This window comes from Mesorhizobium sp. WSM4832 (genome assembly GCF_055811115.1).
Genome location: NZ_JBVVQH010000013.1, coordinates 43,649 through 68,012 on the forward strand (window position 1 = coordinate 43,649; position 24,364 = coordinate 68,012).

The 24,364-nt window shown below is 63.3% G+C and carries 24 protein-coding genes; 5 read left to right on the forward strand and 19 right to left on the reverse strand.

All coding sequences use genetic code 11. The features are described 5' to 3' along the window. The first annotated feature begins 74 nt into the window (after window positions 1-74). The 4 genes from fabA (at window position 75) to AC0L2L_RS18875 (ending at window position 4,423) form a co-directional block, all read left to right on the forward strand. Complete coding sequence (gene fabA / locus AC0L2L_RS18860; protein ID WP_027165888.1) at window positions 75-590, forward strand: 3-hydroxyacyl-[acyl-carrier-protein] dehydratase FabA; 516 nt, start codon at window positions 75-77, stop codon at window positions 588-590. Window positions 591-704: 114 nt separating this feature from the next. Beyond that, window positions 705-1,925 carry a beta-ketoacyl-ACP synthase I gene (fabB, locus tag AC0L2L_RS18865; protein ID WP_473580116.1) on the forward strand — a complete coding sequence of 407 codons (1,221 nt, stop codon included), beginning with the start codon at window positions 705-707 and terminating at the stop codon, window positions 1,923-1,925. Between the two features lie 29 nt (window positions 1,926-1,954). Next, complete coding sequence (gene fabI, locus AC0L2L_RS18870; protein ID WP_473580118.1) at window positions 1,955-2,767, forward strand: enoyl-ACP reductase FabI; 813 nt, start codon at window positions 1,955-1,957, stop codon at window positions 2,765-2,767. Between the two features lie 102 nt (window positions 2,768-2,869). Continuing rightward, a complete protein-coding gene (locus tag AC0L2L_RS18875) occupies window positions 2,870-4,423 on the forward strand; it encodes a putative bifunctional diguanylate cyclase/phosphodiesterase (RefSeq protein ID WP_473580120.1) in 1,554 nt (517 codons plus the stop codon). 180 nt (window positions 4,424-4,603) lie between these two features. On the opposite strand, the gene AC0L2L_RS18880 is transcribed toward AC0L2L_RS18875, so the two are convergent. The 10 genes from AC0L2L_RS18880 to rimP form a co-directional block, all read right to left on the reverse strand. Continuing rightward, the gene (locus AC0L2L_RS18880) at window positions 4,604-5,611 is read right to left on the reverse strand and encodes a class I SAM-dependent methyltransferase (RefSeq protein ID WP_473580122.1); all 1,008 of its coding nucleotides are present in this window, start codon (window positions 5,609-5,611) and stop codon (window positions 4,604-4,606) included. Between the two features lie 68 nt (window positions 5,612-5,679). Then, window positions 5,680-7,830, reverse strand: coding sequence for a polyribonucleotide nucleotidyltransferase (pnp, locus tag AC0L2L_RS18885; RefSeq protein WP_473580124.1), 2,151 nt, complete (start codon window positions 7,828-7,830; stop codon window positions 5,680-5,682). Window positions 7,831-8,198: 368 nt separating this feature from the next. Continuing rightward, the gene (rpsO, locus tag AC0L2L_RS18890; RefSeq protein WP_095765958.1) at window positions 8,199-8,468 is read right to left on the reverse strand and encodes a 30S ribosomal protein S15; all 270 of its coding nucleotides are present in this window, start codon (window positions 8,466-8,468) and stop codon (window positions 8,199-8,201) included. Between the two features lie 190 nt (window positions 8,469-8,658). After that, a complete protein-coding gene (gene corA, locus AC0L2L_RS18895) occupies window positions 8,659-9,753 on the reverse strand; it encodes a magnesium/cobalt transporter CorA (protein ID WP_473580127.1) in 1,095 nt (364 codons plus the stop codon). Between the two features lie 87 nt (window positions 9,754-9,840). Then, the gene (truB, locus tag AC0L2L_RS18900) at window positions 9,841-10,800 is read right to left on the reverse strand and encodes a tRNA pseudouridine(55) synthase TruB (protein WP_473580129.1); all 960 of its coding nucleotides are present in this window, start codon (window positions 10,798-10,800) and stop codon (window positions 9,841-9,843) included. Next, entirely contained in the window at window positions 10,800-11,240 is a 441-nt protein-coding gene (gene rbfA / locus AC0L2L_RS18905; protein WP_473580131.1) for a 30S ribosome-binding factor RbfA, read from the reverse strand. The genes truB and rbfA overlap by 1 nt, the downstream gene beginning before the upstream one ends. 122 nt (window positions 11,241-11,362) lie before the next feature. Continuing rightward, window positions 11,363-13,945: a translation initiation factor IF-2 gene (infB, locus tag AC0L2L_RS18910; RefSeq protein ID WP_473580133.1), complete on the reverse strand. Its 2,583-nt coding sequence runs from the start codon at window positions 13,943-13,945 to the stop codon at window positions 11,363-11,365. Continuing rightward, complete coding sequence (locus AC0L2L_RS18915) at window positions 13,942-14,592, reverse strand: RNA-binding protein (RefSeq protein WP_473580345.1); 651 nt, start codon at window positions 14,590-14,592, stop codon at window positions 13,942-13,944. The genes infB and AC0L2L_RS18915 overlap by 4 nt, the downstream gene beginning before the upstream one ends. Before the next feature lie 32 nt (window positions 14,593-14,624). Next, window positions 14,625-16,220, reverse strand: a complete 1,596-nt coding sequence (gene nusA, locus AC0L2L_RS18920; RefSeq protein WP_473580135.1) for a transcription termination factor NusA — start codon at window positions 16,218-16,220, stop codon at window positions 14,625-14,627. Window positions 16,221-16,269: 49 nt separating this feature from the next. Then, on the reverse strand, window positions 16,270-16,902 hold the full coding sequence (gene rimP, locus AC0L2L_RS18925; protein ID WP_473580137.1) for a ribosome maturation factor RimP: 633 nt from the start codon (window positions 16,900-16,902) through the stop codon (window positions 16,270-16,272). A gap of 310 nt (window positions 16,903-17,212) precedes the next feature. Between rimP and AC0L2L_RS18930 the strand changes: the two genes are divergently transcribed. Continuing rightward, the gene (locus tag AC0L2L_RS18930; RefSeq protein WP_473580139.1) at window positions 17,213-17,353 is read left to right on the forward strand and encodes a hypothetical protein; all 141 of its coding nucleotides are present in this window, start codon (window positions 17,213-17,215) and stop codon (window positions 17,351-17,353) included. Window positions 17,354-17,402: 49 nt separating this feature from the next. On the opposite strand, the gene AC0L2L_RS18935 is transcribed toward AC0L2L_RS18930, so the two are convergent. The 9 genes from AC0L2L_RS18935 to AC0L2L_RS18975 form a co-directional block, all read right to left on the reverse strand. Beyond that, window positions 17,403-17,843, reverse strand: a complete 441-nt coding sequence (locus AC0L2L_RS18935; protein ID WP_473580141.1) for a GNAT family N-acetyltransferase — start codon at window positions 17,841-17,843, stop codon at window positions 17,403-17,405. A gap of 71 nt (window positions 17,844-17,914) precedes the next feature. Further along, complete coding sequence (locus AC0L2L_RS18940; RefSeq protein ID WP_473580143.1) at window positions 17,915-18,214, reverse strand: type II toxin-antitoxin system TacA family antitoxin; 300 nt, start codon at window positions 18,212-18,214, stop codon at window positions 17,915-17,917. Window positions 18,215-18,375: 161 nt separating this feature from the next. After that, on the reverse strand, window positions 18,376-19,077 hold the full coding sequence (gene trmB / locus AC0L2L_RS18945) for a tRNA (guanine(46)-N(7))-methyltransferase TrmB (RefSeq protein ID WP_473580144.1): 702 nt from the start codon (window positions 19,075-19,077) through the stop codon (window positions 18,376-18,378). A gap of 19 nt (window positions 19,078-19,096) precedes the next feature. Next, entirely contained in the window at window positions 19,097-20,374 is a 1,278-nt protein-coding gene (gene metK, locus AC0L2L_RS18950) for a methionine adenosyltransferase (protein WP_473580146.1), read from the reverse strand. Window positions 20,375-20,536: 162 nt separating this feature from the next. Beyond that, window positions 20,537-20,959, reverse strand: coding sequence for a helix-turn-helix domain-containing protein (locus AC0L2L_RS18955; protein WP_473580148.1), 423 nt, complete (start codon window positions 20,957-20,959; stop codon window positions 20,537-20,539). A 140-nt stretch (window positions 20,960-21,099) separates the two neighbouring features. Further along, window positions 21,100-22,686, reverse strand: a complete 1,587-nt coding sequence (gene lnt, locus AC0L2L_RS18960; protein WP_473580150.1) for an apolipoprotein N-acyltransferase — start codon at window positions 22,684-22,686, stop codon at window positions 21,100-21,102. 97 nt (window positions 22,687-22,783) lie between these two features. Continuing rightward, the gene (locus tag AC0L2L_RS18965; protein WP_473580347.1) at window positions 22,784-22,984 is read right to left on the reverse strand and encodes a VOC family protein; all 201 of its coding nucleotides are present in this window, start codon (window positions 22,982-22,984) and stop codon (window positions 22,784-22,786) included. Window positions 22,985-22,990: 6 nt separating this feature from the next. Continuing rightward, window positions 22,991-23,254 (reverse strand): VOC family protein, encoded by a 264-nt coding sequence (locus tag AC0L2L_RS18970; protein ID WP_473580152.1) that lies wholly within the window; start codon window positions 23,252-23,254, stop codon window positions 22,991-22,993. 12 nt (window positions 23,255-23,266) lie between these two features. Next, window positions 23,267-24,343, reverse strand: coding sequence for a hemolysin family protein (locus AC0L2L_RS18975; protein WP_473580154.1), 1,077 nt, complete (start codon window positions 24,341-24,343; stop codon window positions 23,267-23,269). Between the last annotated feature and the right edge of the window lie 21 nt (window positions 24,344-24,364).

Sequence of the window (24,364 nt, forward strand, 5' to 3'; positions counted from 1 at the left end):
CCGCAAACAGAGTGTGTTAGGAAACCACCGACAAGGGCGCCCTGCCGCCCGGAACGAGAACGGGGACGGAGTTAATGGCGGGTCAAAAGTCCAGCTATGATTACGAGGAACTGCTTGCCTGCGCCCGCGGCGAGCTGTTCGGACCGGGAAACGCCCAGTTGCCCTACCCGCCGATGCTGATGTTCGACCGCATCACCGAAATCAGTGAGACCGGCGGCGCTTTCGACAAGGGCTTCATCCGCGCCGAATTCGACATCAAGCCGGACCTGTGGTTTTTCGCCTGTCACTTCATCGGCAATCCGATCATGCCGGGCTGCCTCGGCCTCGACGCCATGTGGCAGTTGACCGGTTTCTATCTCGGCTGGCTCGGCGAGCCGGGCAAGGGCATGGCGCTTTCGACCGGCGAAGTGAAGTTCAAGGGCATGGTGACGCCATCGGTGAAAAAGGTCGAATACGGCGTCGACTTCAAGCGCGTAATGCGCGGCCGCCTGGTGCTCGGTATCGCCGACGGCTGGCTCAAGGCGGATGGCGAACCCATATACGCGGCTACGGATCTGAAGGTCGGCCTGTCCAAGCAGTCCGCAGCCTGACCGTTTCGCCGCGGCGCTCGCTTTTCCAACGGACGCCACGTCAGTTTATTTGCGTATGATCAAAGGCGAAAACCGGCTAGGTTTTTCGCCCAACTACGCCGGAAGGAGTTACGAATGAGACGGGTCGTAGTGACAGGGCTCGGCATTGTGTCGTCGATCGGCAACAATGCCAATGAGGTGCAGAGCTCGCTTTACGATGCCAAATCCGGCATCAGCTTTTCCAATTCCTTCGCCGAACACGGTTTCCGCTGCCAGGTCTGGGGCGCGCCGACGCTCGACCCCACCGCGATGATCGACCGCCGCGCCATGCGCTTCCTGAGCCAAGGCGCCGCTTGGAACCACGTCGCCATGGATCAGGCGATCGCCGATGCCGGGCTCGGCGAAAGCGACATCACCAATGAGCGGACCGGCATCGTGATGGGTTCCGGAGGTCCCTCGACCCGGACCATCGTCGAAGCGGCGGAAACCACGATCAAGAACAACAGTCCCAAGCGCATCGGCCCGTTCGCCGTGCCGAAAGCGATGTCTTCGACGGCGTCGGCCACCTTGGCCACATGGTTCAAGATCCACGGCGTCAACTATTCGATCTCGTCCGCCTGCTCGACCTCGGCGCATTGCATCGGCAATGCCTATGAGCTGATCCAGTGGGGCAAGCAGGATGTGATGTTCGCCGGCGGCCACGAGGACCTCGACTGGACGATGTCGGACCTGTTCGACGCCATGGGCGCAATGTCGTCGAAGTTCAACGACAATGCGTCGACCGCTTCCCGCGCCTATGACGTCAACCGCGACGGCTTCGTCATTGCCGGCGGCGCGGGTGTCCTCATCCTCGAGGAGCTTGAACACGCCAAGGCGCGCGGCGCCAAGATCTATGCCGAGATCGTCGGCTATGGCGCGACTTCCGACGGTTACGACATGGTTGCGCCGTCCGGCGAAGGCGCCGTGCGCTGCATGCGGCAGGCGCTTGCCACCGTCTCGACCCCGGTCGACTACATCAACACCCACGGCACATCGACGCCGGTCGGCGATTCCAAGGAAATGGGCGCCATCCGCGAGGTGTTCGGCGACAAGATGCCTCACATCACTTCGACCAAGTCGCTCACCGGCCATTCGCTGGGGGCGGCGGGCGTGCAGGAATCGATCTATTCGATCCTGATGATGCAGGGCGGCTTCATCGGCGAGAGCGCCCATATCGAGGAGCTCGATCCGGAATTCGAGGGCATGCCGATCGTGCGCAAGCGTATCGACGACGCCAGGATCGACACCGTCCTGTCCAACTCCTTCGGTTTCGGTGGCACGAACGCGACGTTGATTTTCCAGCGCTATTCCGCATAAGCCAGCGTCTTTAACAAGGATTGCCTTTTATGAACGGGTTGATGAAGGGCAAGCGCGGGCTTGTCATGGGTGTCGCCAACGACCATTCGATTGCCTGGGGCATCGCCAAAAAGCTGTCGGAACATGGGGCGGAGCTGGCTTTCACCTACCAGGGCGACGCGTTCGGGCGGCGGGTCAAGCCGCTTGCCGAGAAGGTGGGAGCCTCTTTGATCGTGCCCTGCGACGTCGAGGACAGCGCCTCGGTCACCGCGACCTTCGAGACACTCGGCAAGGCCTGGGGCGGGCTGGACTTCGTGGTGCATGCCATCGGATTTTCCGACAAGAACGAGCTCAAGGGCCTCTACGCCGACACCAGCCGCGATAATTTCGTGCGCACGATGGTGATCTCCTGCTATTCCTTCACCGAGATCGCCCGCAACGCCGCCGCGCTGATGGGCAATGGCGGCTCGATGATCACGCTCACCTATGCCGGCTCGGTCAGGGTGATGCCGAACTACAATGTCATGGGCGTCGCCAAGGCCGGGCTCGAGGCCAGCGTGCGTTACCTCGCCAATGACTACGGCCCGCGCGGCATCAGGGTGAACGGCATCTCGGCCGGACCGGTGCGGACGCTGGCCGGCTCCGGCGTTTCCGACGCCCGCCATATGTTCTCCTACCAGCAGCGCAATTCGCCCCTGCGGCGCACCGTGACCATCGACGAAGTCGGCGGTTCGGCGCTTTACCTGCTCTCCGATCTGTCGTCGGGCGTCACCGGCGAGATCCACTATGTGGATTCCGGCTATCACATCATTTCGATGCCTGCACTGGAAGAACTGAAGCAGAACGATGTCGCTCGCGAATAGTTGGCGATCGCTATAGTAGCCTTCCAGTAAAATTGGATGCATTGGCGGAAACTCATTTTAAGGAGATATCCGCTATAAGGTCCCGTAATCTAGGGACCATGGATGTCTGCAGTCAGCAATCCCAAACGGACTCCGCTGTTCCGGCTGATCACCATCGCCAGCTCGGGCATGGGCAGTTTCATCCTCGGACTGTGGGGGCTGCGGTTCGGCTTTGGCGACGGCATGGCCGGTATGCCGGCCGAAACGTTGGGCGGTGTCATTGCCGCTCTTTGCGCCCTTGCAGCCGGCGGCGCCGCCATGTCGTTTTTCGCGGGCGTCGATGAATCGGCCGAATATGTCTTCAAGGAGACGCATTTCGACAAATTGACGGGCCTGCTGTCGCGTCCGGCCATGGTCGGCAGGATCGCCGACGCCGCGTCCCAGACGGTTCGAACCGGCGAGCCGGTGTTCCTGATCGACATAGACATCGACCGCTTCAAGCAGATCAACGACGCCATCGGCTACAGCCAGGGCGACGAGTTGATCCGGGCCTTCACCAAAAGGCTGAGGGAGAACATGCCCGAGGATGCGGTCATCGGGCGCATCGGGGCCGGCGAATTCGGCGTGCTTTTGCCGGACCGCGAGATCAGGGGTTCGATCGAGCGGCTGATCGAAAAGCTGATCAACGAGATGATGGAGCCCTATCAGCTGCAAACGCACCTGCAGTCGGTCAGCCTGTCGGTGGGCATCGTGGCGATGCCGAAGGACGGCGTCGACCCGGTCCTAGTCCTGCGCCGTTCCAACCTTGCGCTGCAGAACGCGCGCGCCAGCGGCATCGGCAACTGGTCTGTCTTCCATGCCGATATGGGCCGCGTGGCGGACTATCGGCAATGGATCGAGTCGGAACTGAAGACCGCTTTCGACCGCGGCGACTTCAGTCTCCACTATCAGCCGCAGCTCAACCTGCCGAGCGGTCGTGTCGTCGGTTATGAGGCGCTGATCCGCTGGAAGCATCCGGAACGCGGCATGATCCCGCCGATGGAGTTCATTCCGATCGCCGAGGAAACCGGCATGATCAATCCGATCGGCGAATGGGTGCTGCGCAAGGCCTGCAGCGATGCCAAGTACCTGCCGCAGGATTGCTTCGTCGCCGTCAACATCTCGCCGGTCCAGTTCATGACCAGGGACTTTATCGGTATCGTGCGCGAGGTGATGGAATCGACCGGGATCAAGCCGTCACGGCTGGAACTCGAGGTCACCGAGACGGCAATGATGCAGGACCGCGACCGCGCGGCTGCGATCCTGGAGCAGCTTGCCGAGATGGGAATTTCGGTGGCCGTCGACGATTTCGGCACCGGCTATTCCAATTTGAGCTACCTGATCGATTTCTCCTTCGGCAAGCTGAAGATCGACCGGTCCTTCGTCAGCCGCATCGACACCGATTCCAGCTCCGGCGCGATCGTCTCGACCATTGTCGGCCTGTCGCGGGCGCTCGGCGTCGACATCATCGCCGAGGGCGTGGAGACCGAGAACCAGGCCACGCTGCTCAGGGCCGCCGGCTGCGAGATGGTCCAGGGCTATCTCTTCGGCCGGCCGGCGCCGCTCAAGATCGAGCTCGGCGAAGCGCGGCCCGCCTTCGGCACGCACAAACCAGCCCGCATCGTCAGCGTGCAGTAGAACCCAAGCGCCTGCCTCCCGGCGCAATCCGGACGGAAAACCGCTCCACACTTTTCCTGGAATTGCTCTTTTAGCGACGCAATTCCGGACGGAAAACCGCTTCACACTTTTCCTGGAATTGCTCCTTTAGCGACGCAATTCCGGACGGAAAACCGCTTCACACTTTTCCTGGAATTGCTTTTAGCGACGCGCCGAAAGCACCTTGAACATGCCGTCGCGGGCGACCTCGGCATGGCTGGCAAAAGCTGCCGACAATGCTTGCTCATAAGGAAGCTGGCGGTTGGCGACCATGAACAGCCGGCCGCCCGGTTTCAGCGCTTTCGACGCCGCGCGGATCATGCCGGCGCCGATGCCAGGTTCGGCCGCGCGACCGGCGTGGAAGGGCGGGTTCATGACGATTGCGTCATAGCGCCGTTCGAGCGCCTCGGTGAGGAGATCGGTCCAGAAGAAGCGCGGCTCGATCGCGCCATGGACGTTCAGCCTGGCGGCCTCCAGGGCTTCGAAATCCGCTTCGTAAAGATCGAGCGCAGTGATGGCTCGCGTGCGCCGCAGGACTTCCGCCGCCAGATAACCCCAGCCGGCGCAGAAATCGGCGATGCCGCCTCTGAGGTCGCCGGGCAGGCTTGCAGCGAGCAATCTTGAACCGGCATCGACCCGATCGAAAGAAAACATGCCAGGCGCGGTTTTGAAGCCGCCTTCGACGACAAGGTCGGGGTTGCCGGCGCGCAGCGTCGCGGCCGCCTCCGTGCCGGCTCGCCGGAACCAGAAGGCAACGCCGTGATACTTCGGCAGATGGCCTTCGAGCGGCGCCAAGGCGTTGATCCGCTTGCGCAGGCTGTCGACGCCGTCGTCCTTGCCGCCCGCGACAGCGATCAGCCCGCCCGCCGCGACGCGCTCGATGGCTTCAGCGATGCGCAACTCATTCTGTCCGCGATGCCGGCCGGCGAGCACGAGAGCCATGTCGTAGCCCTGGCCTTCCACCCGCGGCGTCACGCTGTAGCCGGACGCGTGCAGGGCGCGAAAATGCGGCCGGAAACCCTGCACGATATGCAGCGCCGCATCGAAACCGGCGGGCAACCGGAAACCGGGTTCGGCGCCCAGAAAAAGAACGCGGGCATCCTTTCGCGGCAGAGCCAGCGCCTCGGCCTCGAACGGATAGAACAGCGTCTTCAGCGGCTCAGCGGCCATTGTCGCCCTCTGTAAACGAAAACGGGCGCGACCTATGCCGCGCCCGCTTCAACTTGATGTCAGGCCTATCAGGCGGCGTCTTCCTCGCCTTCGGCCTTCTTCTTGTCCTGGGCGATTTCCTTGCCGGTCGCCTGGTCGACGACCTTCATCGACAGGCGGACCTTGCCGCGCTCGTCGAAGCCCATCAGCTTGACCCAAACTTTGTCGCCTTCCTTGACGACATCGGAGGTCTTGGCGACGCGCTCGTTGGCGAGCTGCGAGATGTGGACGAGACCGTCGCGCGGGCCGAAGAAGTTGACGAACGCGCCGAAGTCGGCCGTCTTGACGACGGTGCCTTCGTAGATCTCGCCGACTTCCGGCTCGGCGACGATGGTGTGGATCCACTTCTTCGCCGCCTCGATCTCCTTGGCGTTGGCCGAAGCGATCTTGACCGTGCCGTCATCCTCGATGTTGATCTTGGCGCCGGTCTTCTCGACGATCTCGCGGATCACCTTGCCGCCGGAGCCGATGACGTCGCGGATCTTGTCGGTCGGGATATGCATGACCTCGATGCGCGGTGCGAACTCACCGAGTTCGGGGCGGGCGCCGGTCAGAGCATGCGCCATCTCGCCGAGGATATGCTGGCGGCCATCCTTGGCCTGGTCCAGCGCGATCTTCATGATCTCCTCGGTGATGCCCTCGATCTTGATATCCATCTGCAACGAGGTGATGCCGCTGGCGGTACCGGCGACCTTGAAGTCCATGTCGCCGAGGTGATCTTCGTCACCCAGGATGTCGGAGAGAACCGCGAAGCGCTCGCCTTCCTTGATCAGGCCCATGGCGATGCCAGCGACCGGCTTTGCCAGCGGCACGCCGGCATCCATCAGCGCCAGCGAGGTGCCGCAGACGGTCGCCATCGACGACGAGCCATTGGACTCGGTGATCTCCGAAACGACGCGCAACGTGTAGGGGAACTGCTCCGCCGAAGGCAGCATCGGGCGGATGGCGCGCCAGGCGAGCTTGCCGTGGCCGATCTCGCGGCGGCCGGGCGAGCCCATGCGGCCGGTCTCACCGACCGAATAGGGCGGGAAGTTGTAGTGAAGGAGGAACTTCTCCTTGTACATGCCCGTCAGCGAATCGACATACTGCTCGTCCTCGCCGGTGCCCAGCGTGGCAACGACCAGCGCCTGGGTCTCGCCGCGGGTGAACAGCGCCGAACCATGGGTGCGCGCCAGGACGCCGACTTCGGAGACGATCTTGCGGACCGTCTTCAGGTCGCGGCCATCAATGCGCGAGCTGGTGTCGAGGATGTTCCAGCGCACGACCTTGGCCTGGAGCTCCTTGAACACCGAGCCGATCTGCTCGGAGGTGTATTTGGCGTCTTCGCCTTCGGCCGGCGCGAACGCGGCCTTGACCTTCGCCTTGACGGCGTCGACGGCGGCGTAGCGCTTCTGCTTGTCGGTGATCTTGTAGGCCTCGCGAAGCTCGTCGCCGACGATCTTCAGCATTTCGGCTTCGAGCGCGGAGTAATCCGGCGCCGTGAAGTCGCGCGGCTCCTTGGCGGCGACCTCGGCCAGCTTGATGATCGCCTCGATCACCGGCTGGAAGCCGCGATGGCCGAACATGACTGCGCCGAGCATCAGGTCCTCGGAAAGTTCCTTGGCTTCGGATTCGACCATCAGCACGGCGTCGGCGGTGCCGGCGACGACGAGGTCGAGCTTGGATTCCTGCATCTCGTCGATATGCGGGTTGAGCACGTATTCGCCGTTGATGTAACCGACGCGGGCGCCGCCGATCGGGCCCATGAAGGGCACGCCGGAAAGCGTGAGCGCCGCCGAGGTGGCGACGATCGACAGGATATCCGGATCGTTCTCGAGATCATGCTGGACGACGGTGACGACGATCTGGGTGTCGTTCTTGTAGCCGTCGGCGAAAAGCGGGCGGATCGGGCGGTCGATCAGGCGGGAAACCAGCGTTTCCTTTTCGCTCGGACGGCCCTCGCGCTTGAAATAGCCGCCCGGGATCTTGCCGGCGGCGTAAGTCTTTTCCTGGTAGTTGACGGTAAGCGGGAAGAAATCCAGGCCGGGCTTCGGCTCCTTCATCGAGACGACCGTGGCGAGAACCACGGTCTCGCCATAGGTGGCGAGCACGGCGCCGTCAGCCTGGCGGGCGATCTTGCCGGTTTCCAGGATGAGCGGACGGCCGCCCCATTCGATTTCCACTTTGTGTTGATTGAACATATCTTGTCCTTCATATGCGGAAAGGGCCGCACCGTCTTGACGGTCGCGGGTTCTCCCTTTCCTGGCTTCCTTCGGGCAGCCACGGGCAAGACAACGGGAAGCTCGATCAAGTCCGGCTCCCAGCCGAGCGAGCATCCTGCAATCCTGCCCCATGACCGTCCATGGGCGGTTCCGGATAGCCCTCTGCAAGTCCGGAACCCGATTGGCCGATTGGTCGGCCGCCTTGCGCATGACGCCGGAAACCGCTGTTTCCGGAACGCGCCATGCGCGGAGGGGAATTTCCTTTTTCTCAGCATCGAGGCAACGGACGATCCGATGCGCCAATGCGCGACCGGCGGGCCCCCTTGGAGAGCCCGCCGGTCAATTCGTCAGCGACGCAGACCGAGCTTGTCGATCAGCGTCTGGTAGCGCCCGTCATCCTTGCGCTTGAGGTAGTCAAGCAGGCTGCGGCGCTGGGAGACCAGAGCAAGCAGGCCACGGCGGGAATGGTTATCCTTCTTGTGGTCCTTGAAGTGCTCGGTCAGGTTCTTGATGCGCTCGGAAAGGATGGCAACCTGGACTTCCGGAGACCCGGTGTCGCCCTTGGCGGTTGCGAATTCAGTCATCAATTCCTTCTTGCGATCGGCAGTGATCGACATCGTGCTTTTCCTTATCTGTTGGAGGAAACGGGACGCCCACAGCCGGGATGTCGTCCAGCAGGGGCCAGTGCAAGCGACGCGTCAGGGCGCGAAGCTGCGGCGCATATAGGGCAATTTCCGACAAAACACCAGCCCAATTGTCAAGCCGGCTTGTCGCAGGTTCCGCTTGCAAGAACAGAAGAATTCAAGGCTACAGCCACTTCTTCCCTTTGAAGAACGCAATCAAAGCGGCGGCGACGAGCACCATGAACACCAGGGCTGCCGGATAGCCGTAATAGGCCTTCAGCTCCGGCATGTTCCAGGGCGAGCTATCCGGATCGAAATTCATCCCCCAGACGCCGACCAGGAAGGTCAGCGGCATGAAGATCACCGAGACGATCGTCAGATAGGAAATGACGTCGTTGGTATGGGCCTGGGTCAGCGAGAGATGCATCTCGATCAGGCCGGTGAGCATGTCGCGCTGGTTCTCGACCAATTCGATCAGCCGCAGCGAATGGTCGAGCGTATCGTTGAAGAAGATCTTGGTCTCGGCCTTCACGAAGGGCACGTCGTTGCGGATCAGCGTCGCCAGCGCATCGCGCATCGGCCAAAGCACGCCTTTGAGCACGTTGGCGTCGCGCCGCAATTCATGCAGCTGCCGCATCTGGTGCTTGTGCGGCTTGTTCAGCATCTCGTCCTCGATGCCGTCGACCAGTTCGCTCGCCGCCTCGATCGGCGGGAAATAGCTGTCGACGATGGCATCGATCAGCGCATAGGCGAGATAGTCGGCGCTGCGCGAGCGCAGCCGGTTCGGCATCGCGCCGGCTATGCGCTTGCGCACCGGATCGAACGGATCGCCTTCGCGTTCCTGGAAACTGACGACGAAATTCGTGCCGAAGAACAGCGCGATCTGCTCGTAGCGGTGCGAAGTGACATCGTCGATCATGCGCATGACGACGAAGGCATGATCCTCGAAGAAATCCACTTTGGGCCGCTGGCCAGTGTTGACGACATCCTCCAGCGCCAGCGGGTGCAAATTGAAGATCCTGCCGATCTCCTCGATCAGCGGGATGTTGGCAAGCCCAGTACAATCCAGCCACACCACAGGCCATTTCTGGCAATGGGTGTTGAGATCGTCGATGCTCGCGTTGTCGATGGTTTTGTATTTCTCGGGCGAGATCAGCGCCAGCCGAAGCTCGCTGCGCCGCGCCGCCGGATCGGCGATAAGCGTCCCGGGCGACGCCCCGACCGGTGGTCGACGGGTTTTCAGCGGCGCCCTTTTCTTGCCTGTATCAGCCTTTGCCATGATATCTCTGAGCTTCGGCGCCCAGCCGAGATTAGAGCAGCGGTCTTCCGTTCGGAATTGCGTAGATAACAAACACTTGCGCCGGATTCACCCGACAAAGACCCGCTTGGGCTTGAACATGCCCTGTTCGATGGCGCCGATGGCGACGAGCCTGCCGCGCGCGGTGGCACAGGCCTCCTCGGCCTCAACCGGCGCATCGCGGCCGCGAATGATGACGGGATTGCCGAGACGGATCTTCGTCGCCGCGTCGTCGCTGACCGCGACCTGCGGCAGGCAGTCGAGAGCCACCGCGGTGTCGACCAGCAACGCGTCGATGGCGCTGAAATCGACCGGGGCCTCGGCTTCGTCCGGGGCCGCTTCGGTCTTGCCGCCAAAACGGGCCGCTTCCAACTCGGCCACCGTGACAAAATCATCGGACGTGAAAGGCTCGACCTCGACGCGACGCAATTCGGCGATATGGCCGAAGCAGCCGAGATCGCGGCCCATGTCGCGCGCCAGCGAGCGCACATAGGTGCCTTTGCCGCATTCAACCTCGAAAACGGTCTTGCCGGCATCGTGCTCGATGATGTCCAGACGGCCGATCTCGATCTCGCGCGCCGGTATGTCGACCGTCGCGCCTTCGCGGGCGAGGTCATAGGCGCGCTCGCCGGCGATCTTGATGGCCGAGAATTGCGGCGGCGTCTGCATGATGACGCCAGTGTATTTCGCCAGCAGCGCCCGCACGTCCGCCTCGTCCGGCCGGCGGTCGGAGCTGTTGGTCACCGGGCCTTCGAGGTCGTCGGTCGAGCGCTCCTGGCCCCAGGCGACGGTGAAGCGGTAGACCTTGGCGCCGTCCTGCACGTAAGGGACGGTCTTGGTGGCCTCGCCCAAGGCAATCGGCAGCATGCCGGAGGCCAGCGGATCGAGCGTGCCTGCATGGCCGGCTTTCTCGGCCTGGAACAGCCATTTGATCTTGGAGACCGCCTCGGTAGAGCCCATGCCGACCGGCTTGTCCAGCACCACCCAGCCGGAAACCGGCCGCCCCTTCTTCTTGCCGCGACGCGCCACTATTCCTGGTCCTTGTCGTCTTTGGTCCCGCCGGTGTCTCCGGCCTGGCCATCCGTGCCGAGATCGCGCGCGACTTCGGGCGACTTCAGCAGTTCGTTGATTTTCGCGAAATTGTCGAAGGAAGTGTCGAGCCGGAAGCGGAATTCCGGCATGTACTTCATCTGCCTGAGGGCGCCGGAAACACGGCCGCGGATGAACTTGGCGTGCTTGTTGAGCGCCTCGACCACGGCGCTGTCGTCACCCGCGCCAAGCGGCGAGACGAAGGCGGTGGCGATTTTGAGATCGGGCGACATGCGCACCTCGGACACCGAGACGACGCTGTTTTCGATCACCGGATCGATGACGTCGCCGCGCTGCAAGGTCTCGGAAAGCGCGTGGCGCACCTGCTCGCCGACGCGCAGCATGCGCTGGGAGGGTCCTGATGTTGTCGAACGGGGCATTTTTTCTGGTCCTGAAATCATGAAGCGCGGGATGGGACCGCGCCACATGTCTCAAATGCTAAGGGTCTGGGCGGCAGCCTTTCGGCCGCCGCCCGGGATCATTTCGGCAAGTATACCCGAATTTACAGCGTTCTGGTTACCATCTCGACGCGGAAGCACTCGATGACGTCGCCAACGCGCATGTCCTCGTAGTTCTGGAAGGCCATGCCGCACTCCTGGCCGCCCGGCACTTCCGAAACCTCGTCCTTGAAGCGCTTCAGCGTCTTCAACGTGCCTTCGTGGATGACGACGTTGTCGCGGATCAGGCGAACACCAGCGCCACGCTCGACCTTGCCTTCGGTGACACGGCAGCCGGCGATCTTGCCGATCTTCGAGATGTCGAAGATCTCGAGGATCTCGGCATTGCCGATGAAGGTTTCGCGCCGCTCCGGCGAGAGCATGCCGGAGAGTGCCGCCTTCACGTCATCGACGAGATTGTAGATGATCGAGTAGTAGCGGATCTCGATGCCGGCCGCAGCGGCGGCCGCACGCGCCTGCGCATTGGCGCGGACGTTGAAGCCGATGATCGCCGCTCCGGACGTCTCGGCGAGCGAGACGTCGCTTTCGGTGATGCCGCCGGCACCGGCATGAACGATGCGCGCACGCACCTCGTCGTTGCCGAGCTTGTCAAGAGCGGCATTGATCGCCTCGATCGAACCCTGCACGTCGCCCTTGATGACCAACGGGAATTCCTTCAGTCCGCTCGTCTGCAACTGCGACATCATCTGCTCGAGCGAGCCGCGCTGGCCGGCATGCCTGGCCACCGCCTTGTCGCGCGCCAGGCGCTGGCGGTATTCGGTGATCTCGCGGGCGCGCGCCTCGTTGTTGACGACGGCGAAGCGGTCGCCCGCCTGCGGCGTGCCCTGAAGGCCGAGCACCTCGACCGGCATGGCCGGCGGCGCTTCCGGCACGTGCTCGCCGCGATCGTTGACAAGCGCGCGCACCCGGCCCCACTCGTTACCGGCGACAATGATGTCGCCCGGCATCAGCGTGCCGGTCTGCACCAGAACGGTGGCGACCGGGCCGCGGCCCTTGTCCAACTGCGCCTCGATGACCGCGCCTTCGGCGGTGCGGTCGGGATTGGCCTTGAGGTCAAGGACTTCGGATTGCAGCAGGATCGCTTCGAGCAACTTGTCGAGATTGGTGCCCTTGGTCGCCGAAACCTCGACGTCCAGCACCTCGCCGCCCATCGATTCCACGAACACCTCGTGGCGCAGCAATTCGGTCCGCACCTTCTGCGGGTCGGCATCGTGCTTGTCGATCTTGTTGATGGCCACGATGATCGGCACGCCGGCCGCCTTGGCGTGGCTGATCGATTCGATCGTCTGCGGCATCACGCTGTCGTCGGCCGCCACCACCAGCACGGCGATGTCGGTGACCTGGGCGCCGCGGGCGCGCATCGCCGTGAAGGCGGCGTGGCCGGGCGTGTCGATGAAGGTGATCTTCTGACCGTTCTTCTCGATCTGGTAGGCACCGATATGCTGGGTGATGCCGCCGGCCTCGCCGGAGACGACATTGGCGTTGCGGATGGCGTCGAGCAGCGAGGTCTTGCCGTGGTCGACATGGCCCATGATGGTCACGACCGGCGGACGCGACACCAGGTCTTCCGGACGGTCGGCGATGTTGAACAGGCCTTCCTCGATGTCGGACTCGGCGACGCGGCGGACTGTGTGGCCGAATTCGGAGGCGACCAGCTCGGCCGTGTCGGCGTCGATGACGTCGCCCGGCTTCAGGATCTGGCCCTGCTTCATGAAGTACTTGACCACGTCCACGGCGCGCTCGGACATGCGCTGCGCCAGTTCCTGGATGGTGATGGTTTCTGGCAGGATCACTTCGCGCATGACTTTCTCGCGCGGCTCATTGTGGAGCGCGCGTTTGAATTTTTCCTGGCGGCGCCGCATCGACGACAGCGAGCGGGCGCGCGCGTCTTCATCCGATAGCGCCGAGTTCAGCGTCAGCTTGCCGCGGCGGCGATCTTCCTCGCCCTTGGTCGGCTTGGCCGGACGGGCCACTTCCGGCGTCGCAAGACGACGCGCCGGAGCACTGGCTGCGCCACCGGCACCGGAGCGCCTGGGCTTTGCCTCTTCCTCGTCATCGACAGTGGCGACCTCGGCGGCCAGCGGCGCGCGGCGGCGAGCCTCTTCCTCAGCACGACGCCGCGCCTCGGCCTCGGTCTGCAGGCGCGCTTCTTCCTCGGCCTGACGGCGCGCGGATTCGTCACGCTCGCGCTTGCGGCGCTCATCTTCCTCGGCGCGGCGCTTGCCCTCTTCCTGAGCACGCTGGCGATCCTCGGCCTCGCGGGCCTTGGACCCTTCCAGCGCCTTGCGGCGCGCTTCCATCTCGCCACGCGAGAGTTCGTTCAGAACCATGCCCGAACGCTCCGGCGACGGAGGCGGTGCCTTCGGCGCTTCCTGCACGACAGGCGCGGCGGCAACAGGGGCAGCCACGGCGGGCTTTGGCGTGAAGACGGACGGCGCCACCGGCTCCGGCTTGTCGCCGGGCAACGAGAACTTGCGCTTCTTGGTCTCGACCACGACCGACTTGGTGCGGCCATGCGAGAAATTCTGGCGCACAGTGCCCTGCTCGAGGCCGGGGCGCTTCAGCGTCAAGGTCTTCTTTGGCGTAACACTCAACGTCTTGTCGTCGCCCGATTTCGTATCGCTCATTCCATATCCTCTGCGGCATCATCTTCGTCAGCAACGGCCGCAAGCATTGCCAGGTCATTCGGGGTACCGCCCCGATATCGGTCGAGCGCAACAACGCGCTTCTCAACCGCCTGTCCCGCGTCCTGCGCGAGAACGGCAGCATGTATCACATTTGTACCCCCCAATGCCAAGCTCAACTCGGCCTCGGAGAAAAGTTTGTAGGCAAGGATCGCGGGGCCGCCAAGATGGACGGTCGCCCGCCGCGCCTGACTGATCTTGCGGATACCATCGTCCGCAGCCTCAGCCGCATGCAGCACGAGGAGCGCCTGCCCGTCGCGCACCGCGCCCTCAACCTTGGCGGCGCCAAGAACGACGGCGCCCGCCTTGCGGGCAAGGCCAATCATACCCAGAGCGGATCTGGAGAGCAGCCCGTCGACCATGCCGCCAAAATCGGCAGGAACGGTCACCTGTGCCTTGAAAGCACGGGCAAACAGGTTCTTTGCCGCTGCCTTCTCGATATGTAGGCGATCGGCGGTGACCCAACAACCGCGGCCGGGCAGATTTCTCTTGATGTCGGGAACGACGGCCGAATCCGGGCCGACGACGAAGCGGATCAGTTCATCCGCTTCGGCCTGCCTGCGCGTAACGATGCAAGTGCGATCGTTCATCTCGTCCACGGGCTTTGCGATTGGTGGTCACCTCACGCACCAACGGTTTCGTCGACCGCCGACGGCTCGGCGGCAAGCTCTTCCTCGGTGATCCAGCCGGCCTGCCTGCGCGCGGCGAGCACCATCTGCTCGGCCTCGGCGCGCGAGACGCCGTGGCTGGCGAGCACGCCCGGGAAGACCTTGGTCTCGCCGTCTTTGCGCTCTTTCCAACCGATCAGATCGTCCGCAGCATAGCCGGCGAAGTCCTCGATGGTCTTCACGCCGTCCTCGCCAAGCGTCACCATCATGGCGGTGGTAACGCCGGGGATGTCGCGAAGCTCGTCCTTGACGCCCAGCGCCTTGCGCTTTTCGTCATGCTCGGCCTCGATTTTCTCCAGATATTCGCGGGCGCGGGTCTGGATTTCCGAAGCGGTGTCCTCATCGAAGCCGTCGATCGAGGAGATTTCGCCCGAGTCGACATAAGCGACTTCCTCGACGCTGGTGAAGCCTTCGGAGGCAAGCACCTGGCCCACCATCTCGTCGACGTCGAGAGCCTCCATGAACAGCGCCGAACGCTCGACGAATTCCTTCTGGCGACGCTCGCTCTCTTCCTGCTCGGTCAGGATGTCGATATCCCAGCCGGTGAGCTGCGAGGCCAGGCGCACGTTCTGGCCGCGGCGGCCGATGGCCAGCGACAACTGGTCGTCCGGCACCACCACTTCGATGCGCTCGGCATCCTCGTCGAGCACCACCTTGGCGACCTCGGCCGGCTGCAGCGCGTTGACGATGAAGGAAGCGGCCGAAGGCGACCACGGAATGATGTCGATCTTCTCGCCCTGCAATTCGCCAACCACGGCCTGGACGCGGCTGCCGCGCATACCGACGCAGGCGCCGACCGGATCAATCGAGCTGTCGCGCGAGATGACGGCGATCTTGGCGCGCGAGCCCGGATCGCGGGCGACCGACTTGATCTCGATAATGCCGTCGTAGATTTCAGGCACTTCCATGGTGAACAGCTTGGCCATGAACTGCGGATGCGTGCGCGACAGGAAGATCTGCGGGCCGCGCTGCTCGCGGCGCACGTCGTAGACATAGGCCCGGACGCGGTCGCCATATTTGTAGTTCTCGCGCGGGATCAGCTCGTCGCGGCGGATGATCGCCTCGCCACGGCCGAGATCGACGATGACGTTGCCGTATTCGACGCGCTTGACGGTGCCGTTGACGATCTCGCCGATGCGGTCCTTGTATTCGTCATACTGGCGATCGCGTTCGGCCTCGCGCACCTTCTGCACGATGACCTGCTTGGCCGACTGGGCGGCGATGCGGCCGAAATCCATCGGCGGCAGCTGTTCGGCGATGAAGTCGCCGATCTGGGCGTCGGGGTTGCGCTCGCGCGCCGAGGAAAGCGCGATCTGCGTCGCGTAGTCGTCGACCTTCTCGACCACTTCCATCAGCCGCTGCAGCTTCATCTCACCCGTGTTCGGGTTGATGTCGGCGCGGATGTTGGTCTCCTGGCCGTAGCGCGAGCGCGCCGCCTTCTGGATCGCATCGGCCATGGCGGCGATGACGATCTGCTTGTCGATCGACTTTTCACGCGCGACCGCGTCGGCGATCTGCAGCAGTTCAAGCCTGTTGGCGCTTACAACCATTGTCGTTCTCCCGATTTCGCGCCGGGCATATGGTGGCCCAGCTACTCAATCAACTTTCCTGTTCGGTTTCGTTTTCCTCGCCGGCGGCGGCGTCTTCCACTTCGCCGCGGCGCTTCTTGGCTTCCTTGCGAGCCCGGTTGTCCTTCGACAGGGCATCGCGGATGAGATCGTCGGTCAGCACGAGCCGGGCTTCTGCAATCGCGTCATAAGGCACGCGCACGGTCGGTTCTTCGCCATAGGCCGCCTTGTCGCGCTCGATAAGGATGCCATCGGCATCGGCCTCGGCGATCTTGCCCTTGAAGCGCTTACGATCGGCGACAAGAACCGACGTCTCCAGCTTGACCAGATGGCCGGTCCAGGTGGTGAAATCCGACTTGCGCACCAGCGGCCGGTCGATGCCGGGCGACGAAACTTCGAGATGATACGCCTTTTCGATCGGATCATCGACATCGAGGGCCGGCGACACCGCGCGGCTGACCTCTTCGCAATCCTCGACGGTCATGGTGCCGTCCTCGCGTTCGGCCATGATCTGCAGCGTCAGCCCGTTCTGGCCGGTCAGATGCACCCGCACGAGCCGGAAGCCGATGGCCTTGAGCACCGGCTGCACGATCAGCGCAATGCGCGCATCGATGCCGCTTTCGCGGATGATACGGTCGTCGGCCTCGCTTGCCGCTGCAGTCATCAGATCCCTGTCGCTTCTTGCTTCCGGCTGGCAGGTAACAAAAAAGAGCGGGACCGGGTGGACCCACTCTTCGTCATACCGACCAAGAATTTGAGGCTGATATAGACGATCCCGGACTGTGTTTCAAGCCTGCAGGTAGTCCGGGCGAAGTTCAGCCGAAGCAGGCAGGGTTGCGCGCCGGGCATGGCCGCCATGCGGCCGCCTGCCTTGCAAGCAGCGGCAGGCGGCACCCATCTATGTCGCAACGTAAAAGAGAAGGACGCGCGCCGCGGCGCGCGAGGTTGGTTATATGGACCGTGGATTGTTTTTCGTGATCGGTGACTTCTTCAACACATTCGGCAGCGCGGCAACCGCGTCGCGGGCCGCCAAAGCCGGCCATAAGCCGCGCCGCAGCGACCTGAAGAAGCTCGGCATCGATCCGGCCGCGCGGGACAAGATCGGTCGCTTCTGACCGAACCGCGTGACCCGTCGCCGCTTCCTCTAACGGCAATGCGCCCACGTTATTTCTGGGCTTCCACGAGCGACGCGGCGATTGCTGCGATCGAACGGAACAGGACCAGTGGATCGTCCTTTGTGGGGATAATTCCTCGCCGCAGCCAGAACTGCGCCGCGTCCTCATCGATTGCATTGACCATGAGCGCGCGACCTCCAATCAGTTCCGATGCCTGAACGCAGCGCTGAAGGGCATGCTTCACCAAGCCGGTGCCGATGCCGCGCCCGGCCCATTCGGTGTCGGTCGCAAGCTGGCCGAGGAGGAGACAGGGCACTGGATCGGGTGGCTGCCCGGTACGGACGGACCGAGGCAAAATCGACGGCACGACAGCCGTCGGCGCCAAACCATAATATCCAACCACCCGGCCGGCTTCGTGGACAACGAGAACGGCCGTGAAGCCCTTGTCCTGATTGGAGAGCGCGCGGGTTTTCAGCCAATGATCAAGCACGGGCTTCCCGCAGGAAAATCTGGAAACGTCGTGGACTGCGCTAAGCGGTTCGGGAGCCGACAAGGCCACGGCTAGCGCTTCGCTGTGTAACCAGCTTCCCAGGGTGCGCGCCGCTTTGCCAATTCCACCATGTCGGGAACCGGAGCGGCCGGGGCTGACAGAAGGTCCATAAACTCCGCGAACCCTTTTTGGCTCATGCGGATAAGGCGGCTATCCATCAACACGTCCTCGGCCGCGCGCACGGCGGCATCGCGCACGAAGTCCGTGCGGGACCGGCCGCGAAGAGTGGCGGCACGATCAATCAACGCCACGTCCGCTTCCGGCAGACGCATCGAGATAGGGTATTCCTTACGTTCAACCGTGGCGGCCATAACTGTCTCCTTGTCGGCAATATGGCGATTTGTAGCGCTAAATGCAATACGAAGCCGCCGACGGCCGTAAGCCGAGCCACGGCGACCGGCCGGGATATCTTTTTGACAGGACTGCTCGCTTCCGAAGCTACCGGCACTTCAGTGCTTCGATATCTTCCGGGCTATTTCCGGATAAAGGTCAGATAGGCAGGCCGCCGTCCCTCGCGGATGGCCTTGGCCTCGTAGCGCGTGCCGGGCCAGCCCGCATAAGGCTGGTGCCAGCCGGCGGCGTCTTGCGCCTGCCATGCGAAGGCGCCGTGATCACGGCAGGCAAGCAGCGTCCAGTTAACATAGCTGTCGATGTCGGAGGCGAAGCGGAACCTGCCGCCCGCTTTCAGCACCCTGGCGAACCGGCCGAGATTGGCGGCACTGACGAAGCGTCGTTTCCAATGCTTCTTCTTCGGCCACGGATCGGGATAGAGCAGGTCGATGCCGTCCAGCGAGCCTGACGGCAGCCAGTCGAGCAGGCGTGTGGCGTCGTCGTCATAAACCCTCAGATTGGCAAGCGGCGCCTTGGCAAGCGCCGTCATCATCTTGGCCATGCCGTTGACGAAAGGCTCGACGCCGATAAAGCCGATTGCCGGCGATTCAGTCGCACGGTGCAGAAGATGCTCACCGCCGCCGAAGCCGATTTCCAGCTGGAGCGTTGAAACATCCGTCTTGAACAGGCTCTTGAGATCGGCCGGCGCTTCCGCCGCCAGGTCGACCCGGTATTCGCGCAGGCCGCTTTCAAGGGCGACCGCCTGCTGCGGGCGAATGGTCTTGCCGTGCCGGCGACCGAAAAATCCTTCGGTCGCGCGGCTCGGCCTGTCGTTTGGCTTCATGGATAGGCTTGCGACGCCGTCAGGCGGCAATCGCGTCGGCAACCGCGTCCTTGAGGGCCTTGGCGAGGTCAGTCTTCTCCCAGGAGAAGGAACCGTCGCGACCGGCCTTGCGGCCGAAATGGCCGTAGGACGAGGTTTTCGCGTAGATCGGCTTGTTGAGGTCGAGATGACGGCGGATGCCCGACGGCGACAGGTCCATAACCTTGCGCAACGCATCCTCGAGCTTCGCTTCGTCCACCTTGCCGGTGCCGTGCAGGTCGACATAGACCGACAGCGGCTGGGCGACGCCGATGGCGTAGGAGAGCTGGATGGTGCAGCGGTCGGCAAGCTTGGCCGCCACCACGTTCTTGGCAAGGTAACGCGCCGCATAGGCCGCCGAACGGTCGACCTTGGTGGTGTCCTTGCCGGAGAAGGCGCCGCCGCCATGCGGCGCCGCGCCGCCATAAGTGTCGACGATGATCTTGCGGCCGGTGAGACCGGCATCGCCGTCAGGCCCGCCGATGACGAACTTGCCGGTCGGGTTGATGTACCAGTTGCAGTCCTCGGCGATCTTCAAGTCGCCAAATGCCTCGCGGATATAGGGCTCGACGACCTTGCGAACCTTGTTGGAATCCCAGCTCGCATCGAGATGCTGGGTGGAGAGCACGATCTGCGTGACTTCCGCCGCCTTGCCGTCGGCATAGCGCACGGTGACCTGGCTCTTGGCGTCCGGGCCGAGCTTGCCGGCTTCGCCATTGCCTTCATGGCGCGCGGCGGCCAGCAGTTCGAGAATCTTGTGGCTGTAATAGATCGGCGCCGGCATCAGGTCGGGCGTCTCGCGGCAGGCGTAACCGAACATTATGCCCTGGTCGCCGGCACCTTCCTCGCCCTGGCGGTCGGAGGCGTTGTCGACGCCCTGGCCGATATCGGGCGACTGGCCGTGCAGCAGCACGTCGATCTTGGCGGTCTTCCAGTGGAAGCCCGACTGCTCGTAGCCGATCTCGCGGATCGCCTTGCGGGCAACCGACTTGAACTTGGCCGGGTTGACCACAGGGTGGCCCGACGCATCCATCAGGACGTTGCCCGCCTTGTCCTTCTTCAAAAGCGTGACAGGGACGCGAACCTCGCCGGCGATGACGACGCGGTTGGTGGTGGCCAGCGTTTCGCAGGCGACGCGAACCTTCCACGGATCCATGCCCGTCTTCTTGGCTTCGCGATAGACCAGATCGACGATCTCGTCGGAGATACGGTCACAGACTTTGTCGGGATGACCCTCGGAGACGGATTCCGAGGTGAAGAGATAGTTCTGCCGCGTCACGGGTGTCCCCTCTTGAAAAAAGATCGGCAGGCTGCCGATTTTGGCGCGCCACGTGTTAGCGGTGCCGGGCACTGCTCGTCAAGCGGCGCGACGGTTCTGGCATGAATGTAGGCAAAGCCGGCTATGCCACCGGCGGCAGGACGCCAGTGGCATAGGTAAAAATCAATCGGCTTCCTCGGCGGAGAGCGCCTTCACCAGATCGATGATCCGGCGGCGTACTTTTACGTCGCCGATCTTGACGAAAGCCCGGTTGAGCTGAAGCCCCTCGGGACTGCCGCAGAATTCGATGGCGAACGCCATCGAGGAGTCTTCGGCAAATCCCCGATTGCCGCCGGCGGTCCCCTCGCCCGGGGCGTCCTCGAAGAAGAAGGCGACGGGAACGCTCAGGATGGAGGCGATCGCCTGCAGACGACTGGCGCCAACCCTGTTCGTGCCCTTTTCATACTTCTGGATCTGCTGAAACGTGATGCCGAGGTTTTCGCCCAGCTTTTCCTGGCTCATTCCAAGCATATTGCGGCGCAGCCGGATGCGACTCCCGACGTGGATATCGATCGGATTCGGCTTCTTCTTGTTCTCTTCTGTCATTTTTTCCTCGCCGAATTTTTCCGGCTTTTTCTATTTTGTTCCGCCCATATGAAGCCGGAGCCACCTGCCCCAACAGAACCCTCCAACCGACTTCGAGAAAATTTTAGGCGTTACAGTATGAGTTTCTAATGTGCCGACTGTCAATTCACCCGTAGCCGCTGCCTTACATTCAATGTGAAGGCGGCAAGCGCAAACACCAATATGATCAGCAATCCGTTAATGCGCCGCTGGTCGGCGGACAAAACTGCGCGGCCGGAAACCGGCACATGCGCGTCGATGGCGCCGCGCGCGTTGACGGCAAGCGCATCGACAATGCGCCCGCGCGAATCGACAATTGCGGAGATGCCGTTGTTAGCCGCGCGCAACAGAGGCAATCCATTCTCCACTGCACGAATCTGGGCCTGCCTGAAGTGCTGATACGGGCCTGGCGTGTCGCCAAACCAGGCATCGTTGGTGACGTTCACAATCAGGTCGGATGATGCGGCGTCAACGGCCACGAGATCGGGAAAAATCACCTCGTAGCAGATGAACGGCGCGGCACGCAGGCCGCCCGGCACGCTGATCGGATGCCGCTCGTTGCCGGCGGCGAAATTCATCGGTCCGGCAACGAGTTGGCCTATGCCGAGGCGTTCGAAAAGGTCGGCGAAGGGCAGATACTCGCCGAAGGGCACCAGATGCACCTTGTCGACGGCATCGATGATCTCGCCCTTGTCGTTGATCGCCACTACGGAATTGTAATAGCGGCTGCCGGCATTCGCCGATCCGCCCTCGTCGCGCACGATACCGGCAATTAGCATCTGGCCGCCGGCCAGCATGTCGCCCAGCGCCGTCAGCGCGTCCGGACGCTCGGTGAACAGAAACGGCACCGAGGTTTCCGGCCATAGGATGAGCTGCGGCTTGGCGTGGCCCTGTTCCGGCGCCTTCCCAGATATCCCCAGCAAAGTTGCGAAGATGCGGTCGCGCACCGAGGCGTCCCATTTCTCGCTGAGATCGACCGCGGGCTGGACGATGCGGACATCGACCGAGCGCGTCGGTTTGACCGGGGCGGCGAGCCTGAAATAGCCGAAGCCGACATCAGCGGCGACGAGGACGACGAACAGGGCAACGCCCAGCCTCAGGTGCCGGCGCGCCGCGACCAGCGCCGGCAAGGAGAACAGGAACACCGCCAACGCGTTCATGCCGATCATGCCGGTCACCGACACACTCTGCATCAGCAGCGGCACCGGCATCGCCGCGTAGCCGACCGCGTTCCAGGGAAAGCCGGTAAAGACAAAGTCGCGCAACCATTCGGCAAGACCGAAGCCGAAGGCAAGGGCGGCGATGCGGCCGATATCGCTGCTCCAGAACAGCCGCGCCACCACGGCGGCAAGGCCATAGAAGAAGGCGAGCGCAAAGGGGATGCCGACAACGGCGAAGGGCAAGGCCCAGGCGAAGCTGTCGGCCTCGACCAACAATGCCTGGCCGATCCACCAGAGACCGGCGAGGAAATAGCCGAAGCCGAACCACCAGCCGGTAGCGAAAGCCGGCCGCAGGCGCTTGAGCCAGCCATCCGACGCCTCGCCGGTGGCACCGTCGAGCAGCCAGACAAGCACCGGAAACGAAACGAAGCAGACGGCGAAGAAATCGTAAGGCGCCTGGGCAAGCACCGCCAGCGCGCCCGCGAGGAACGCAATCAGCGACCGCCGCCACCCCCACAGCAGAATTATCCGGCCGGCAAAGCGCTGCATCCAGCTTCCCAAGTCGTGCGAATCAGGCAGCCAGAGATTTAACAGGCCCCGCCGCCTGATCCAAACCCAGATGAGCGCCGCCTGATTCACGGCCGCGCTATCTGTGCCAGCCCTCGATGCGCAGGCCGCTCAGTTGCTCGGCCTCGTCCCTGGGCACCACGCGCATGGTCTGGGTGAATGTCCAGATATGGCCTTCGGGGTCGCGGGCACGATATTGCCGCTCGCCATAGAAATGGTCGGCGGGTTCTTCGACAATCTTCGCGCCTGCCGCGCGCGCTTTCTCGCAATGCGCGTCGATGTCTCGCTACAAGCGGACATAAACCGACTGCGTGTTCTTGCCGCCGACAGAGGCCGGGCTGGCGATATGCCCATCCCACTCGGAATCGACGATGATATAGCCGTCGCCAAAGCGCATTTCGGCATGGACGAGCCGCCCGCCGGCGTCGCTCACCAGCATGCTCGGCTCGAAGCCGAAGGCAGCCTGCAGCCAAGCAAGTGCCGCTCGCGGATCCCTGTAGAAGACGCCGGAACCAAGGACGGCGTGCTTGAATGGGTCGTCGACCGGCATCGGGCTATAATATCACGCTTGTTCGGTGCGCGCGGCGCGGCGGCGCTGGCGTTCGCCCTTCTGGCTCTGGACGATGCGCACGCGCTTGACGCGGCGCGGGTCGGCGTCGAGCACGTGGAATTCGAAGCCCGGAATGGCCTGCACCACTTCGCCTCGCGCTGGGACGCGGCCGAGCGTGTTGAAGATCATGCCGCCGATGGTGTCGACATATTCGCCATGCTCGCCGGCGGCGAATTCCCCGCCGATCATCTTGGCGACCTCGTCGATCTCGGCCTTGCCGTCGACGACGAACACGCCATCGCCGGTCTGGGTGATCATCGGCTCGTCGTCGTCGTGCTCGTCCTCGATGTCGCCGACCACCATCTCGACGATGTCTTCCAGCGAGGCGAGGCCGTCGGTGCCGCCATATTCGTCGATGACCAGCGCCATCTGTGTGCGGTTCGTCTGCATGCGTCCCATCAGGTCGGAGGCAAGCATGGAGGGCGGCACGAACAGCACCGGCCGGATCAGGTTGAGGTCGCCGATGGTGCGCGCCAGATCGACCTGGGCAAGGTCGAGCGCCGTGGTCGCCGGCGTCTTGCGGCTGGCGCGGCCCTTCTTGACGCGGGCGACCTTGGTGATGTGGGCAAGCACGTCGCGGATGTGGACCATGCCGCGCGGATCGTCCAGCGTCTCGGCATAGACCGGCATGCGCGAATGGCCGGATTGTTCGAACAGGCCGAGCAGATCGCCAAGGGTGGTGTTGATCTCGACCGCCTCGATGTCGGCACGCGGCACCATGACGTCCTCGACCCGCACTTCGCGCAGGCGCAGGATGTTGTTGAGCATGGCGCGTTCGCCGGGCGAGAAGGATTCGACATCGCTCGTCGTCTCTGCGAGCGCGTCGGCGATCTCCTCGCGCAGGCTGGTGCCATTGCGGTGCCGGAACAGGCCAAGCACGCGGTCGAAGAGGGAAGGACCGGCATGCGTCGGCTCCGCGGCCGCGCTGCCGGTCGGAATACTCGGACTGGAGCCCTCTTCCGTCTTTTCGGAAGACTTGGCAGCACTGCCGGCGTCCGGACGGGCGGCAGTTTCTGGTTTATCGTTCATCGCCATCGGGTCAATTGAGCT

Bases quoted from the DNA above. Each gene is read 5' to 3' on its own strand.
- fabA (WP_027165888.1), top strand. From the start codon at position 75: ATGGCGGGTCAAAAGTCCAGCTATGATTACGAGGAACTGCTTGCCTGC.
- fabB (WP_473580116.1), top strand. From the start codon at position 705: ATGAGACGGGTCGTAGTGACAGGGCTCGGCATTGTGTCGTCGATCGGC.
- fabI (WP_473580118.1), top strand. From the start codon at position 1,955: ATGAACGGGTTGATGAAGGGCAAGCGCGGGCTTGTCATGGGTGTCGCC.
- AC0L2L_RS18875 (WP_473580120.1), top strand. From the start codon at position 2,870: ATGTCTGCAGTCAGCAATCCCAAACGGACTCCGCTGTTCCGGCTGATC.
- AC0L2L_RS18880 (WP_473580122.1), bottom strand. From the start codon at position 5,611: ATGGCCGCTGAGCCGCTGAAGACGCTGTTCTATCCGTTCGAGGCCGAG.
- pnp (WP_473580124.1), bottom strand. From the start codon at position 7,830: ATGTTCAATCAACACAAAGTGGAAATCGAATGGGGCGGCCGTCCGCTC.
- rpsO (WP_095765958.1), bottom strand. From the start codon at position 8,468: ATGTCGATCACTGCCGATCGCAAGAAGGAATTGATGACTGAATTCGCA.
- corA (WP_473580127.1), bottom strand. From the start codon at position 9,753: ATGGCAAAGGCTGATACAGGCAAGAAAAGGGCGCCGCTGAAAACCCGT.
- rbfA (WP_473580131.1), bottom strand. From the start codon at position 11,240: ATGCCCCGTTCGACAACATCAGGACCCTCCCAGCGCATGCTGCGCGTC.
- infB (WP_473580133.1), bottom strand. From the start codon at position 13,945: ATGAGCGATACGAAATCGGGCGACGACAAGACGTTGAGTGTTACGCCA.
- AC0L2L_RS18915 (WP_473580345.1), bottom strand. From the start codon at position 14,592: ATGAACGATCGCACTTGCATCGTTACGCGCAGGCAGGCCGAAGCGGAT.
- nusA (WP_473580135.1), bottom strand. From the start codon at position 16,220: ATGGTTGTAAGCGCCAACAGGCTTGAACTGCTGCAGATCGCCGACGCG.
- rimP (WP_473580137.1), bottom strand. From the start codon at position 16,902: ATGACTGCAGCGGCAAGCGAGGCCGACGACCGTATCATCCGCGAAAGC.
- AC0L2L_RS18940 (WP_473580143.1), bottom strand. From the start codon at position 18,214: ATGGCCGCCACGGTTGAACGTAAGGAATACCCTATCTCGATGCGTCTG.
- trmB (WP_473580144.1), bottom strand. From the start codon at position 19,077: ATGAAGCCAAACGACAGGCCGAGCCGCGCGACCGAAGGATTTTTCGGT.
- AC0L2L_RS18955 (WP_473580148.1), bottom strand. From the start codon at position 20,959: ATGACAGAAGAGAACAAGAAGAAGCCGAATCCGATCGATATCCACGTC.
- lnt (WP_473580150.1), bottom strand. From the start codon at position 22,686: ATGCAGCGCTTTGCCGGCCGGATAATTCTGCTGTGGGGGTGGCGGCGG.
- AC0L2L_RS18970 (WP_473580152.1), bottom strand. From the start codon at position 23,254: ATGCCGGTCGACGACCCATTCAAGCACGCCGTCCTTGGTTCCGGCGTC.
- AC0L2L_RS18975 (WP_473580154.1), bottom strand. From the start codon at position 24,343: ATGAACGATAAACCAGAAACTGCCGCCCGTCCGGACGCCGGCAGTGCT.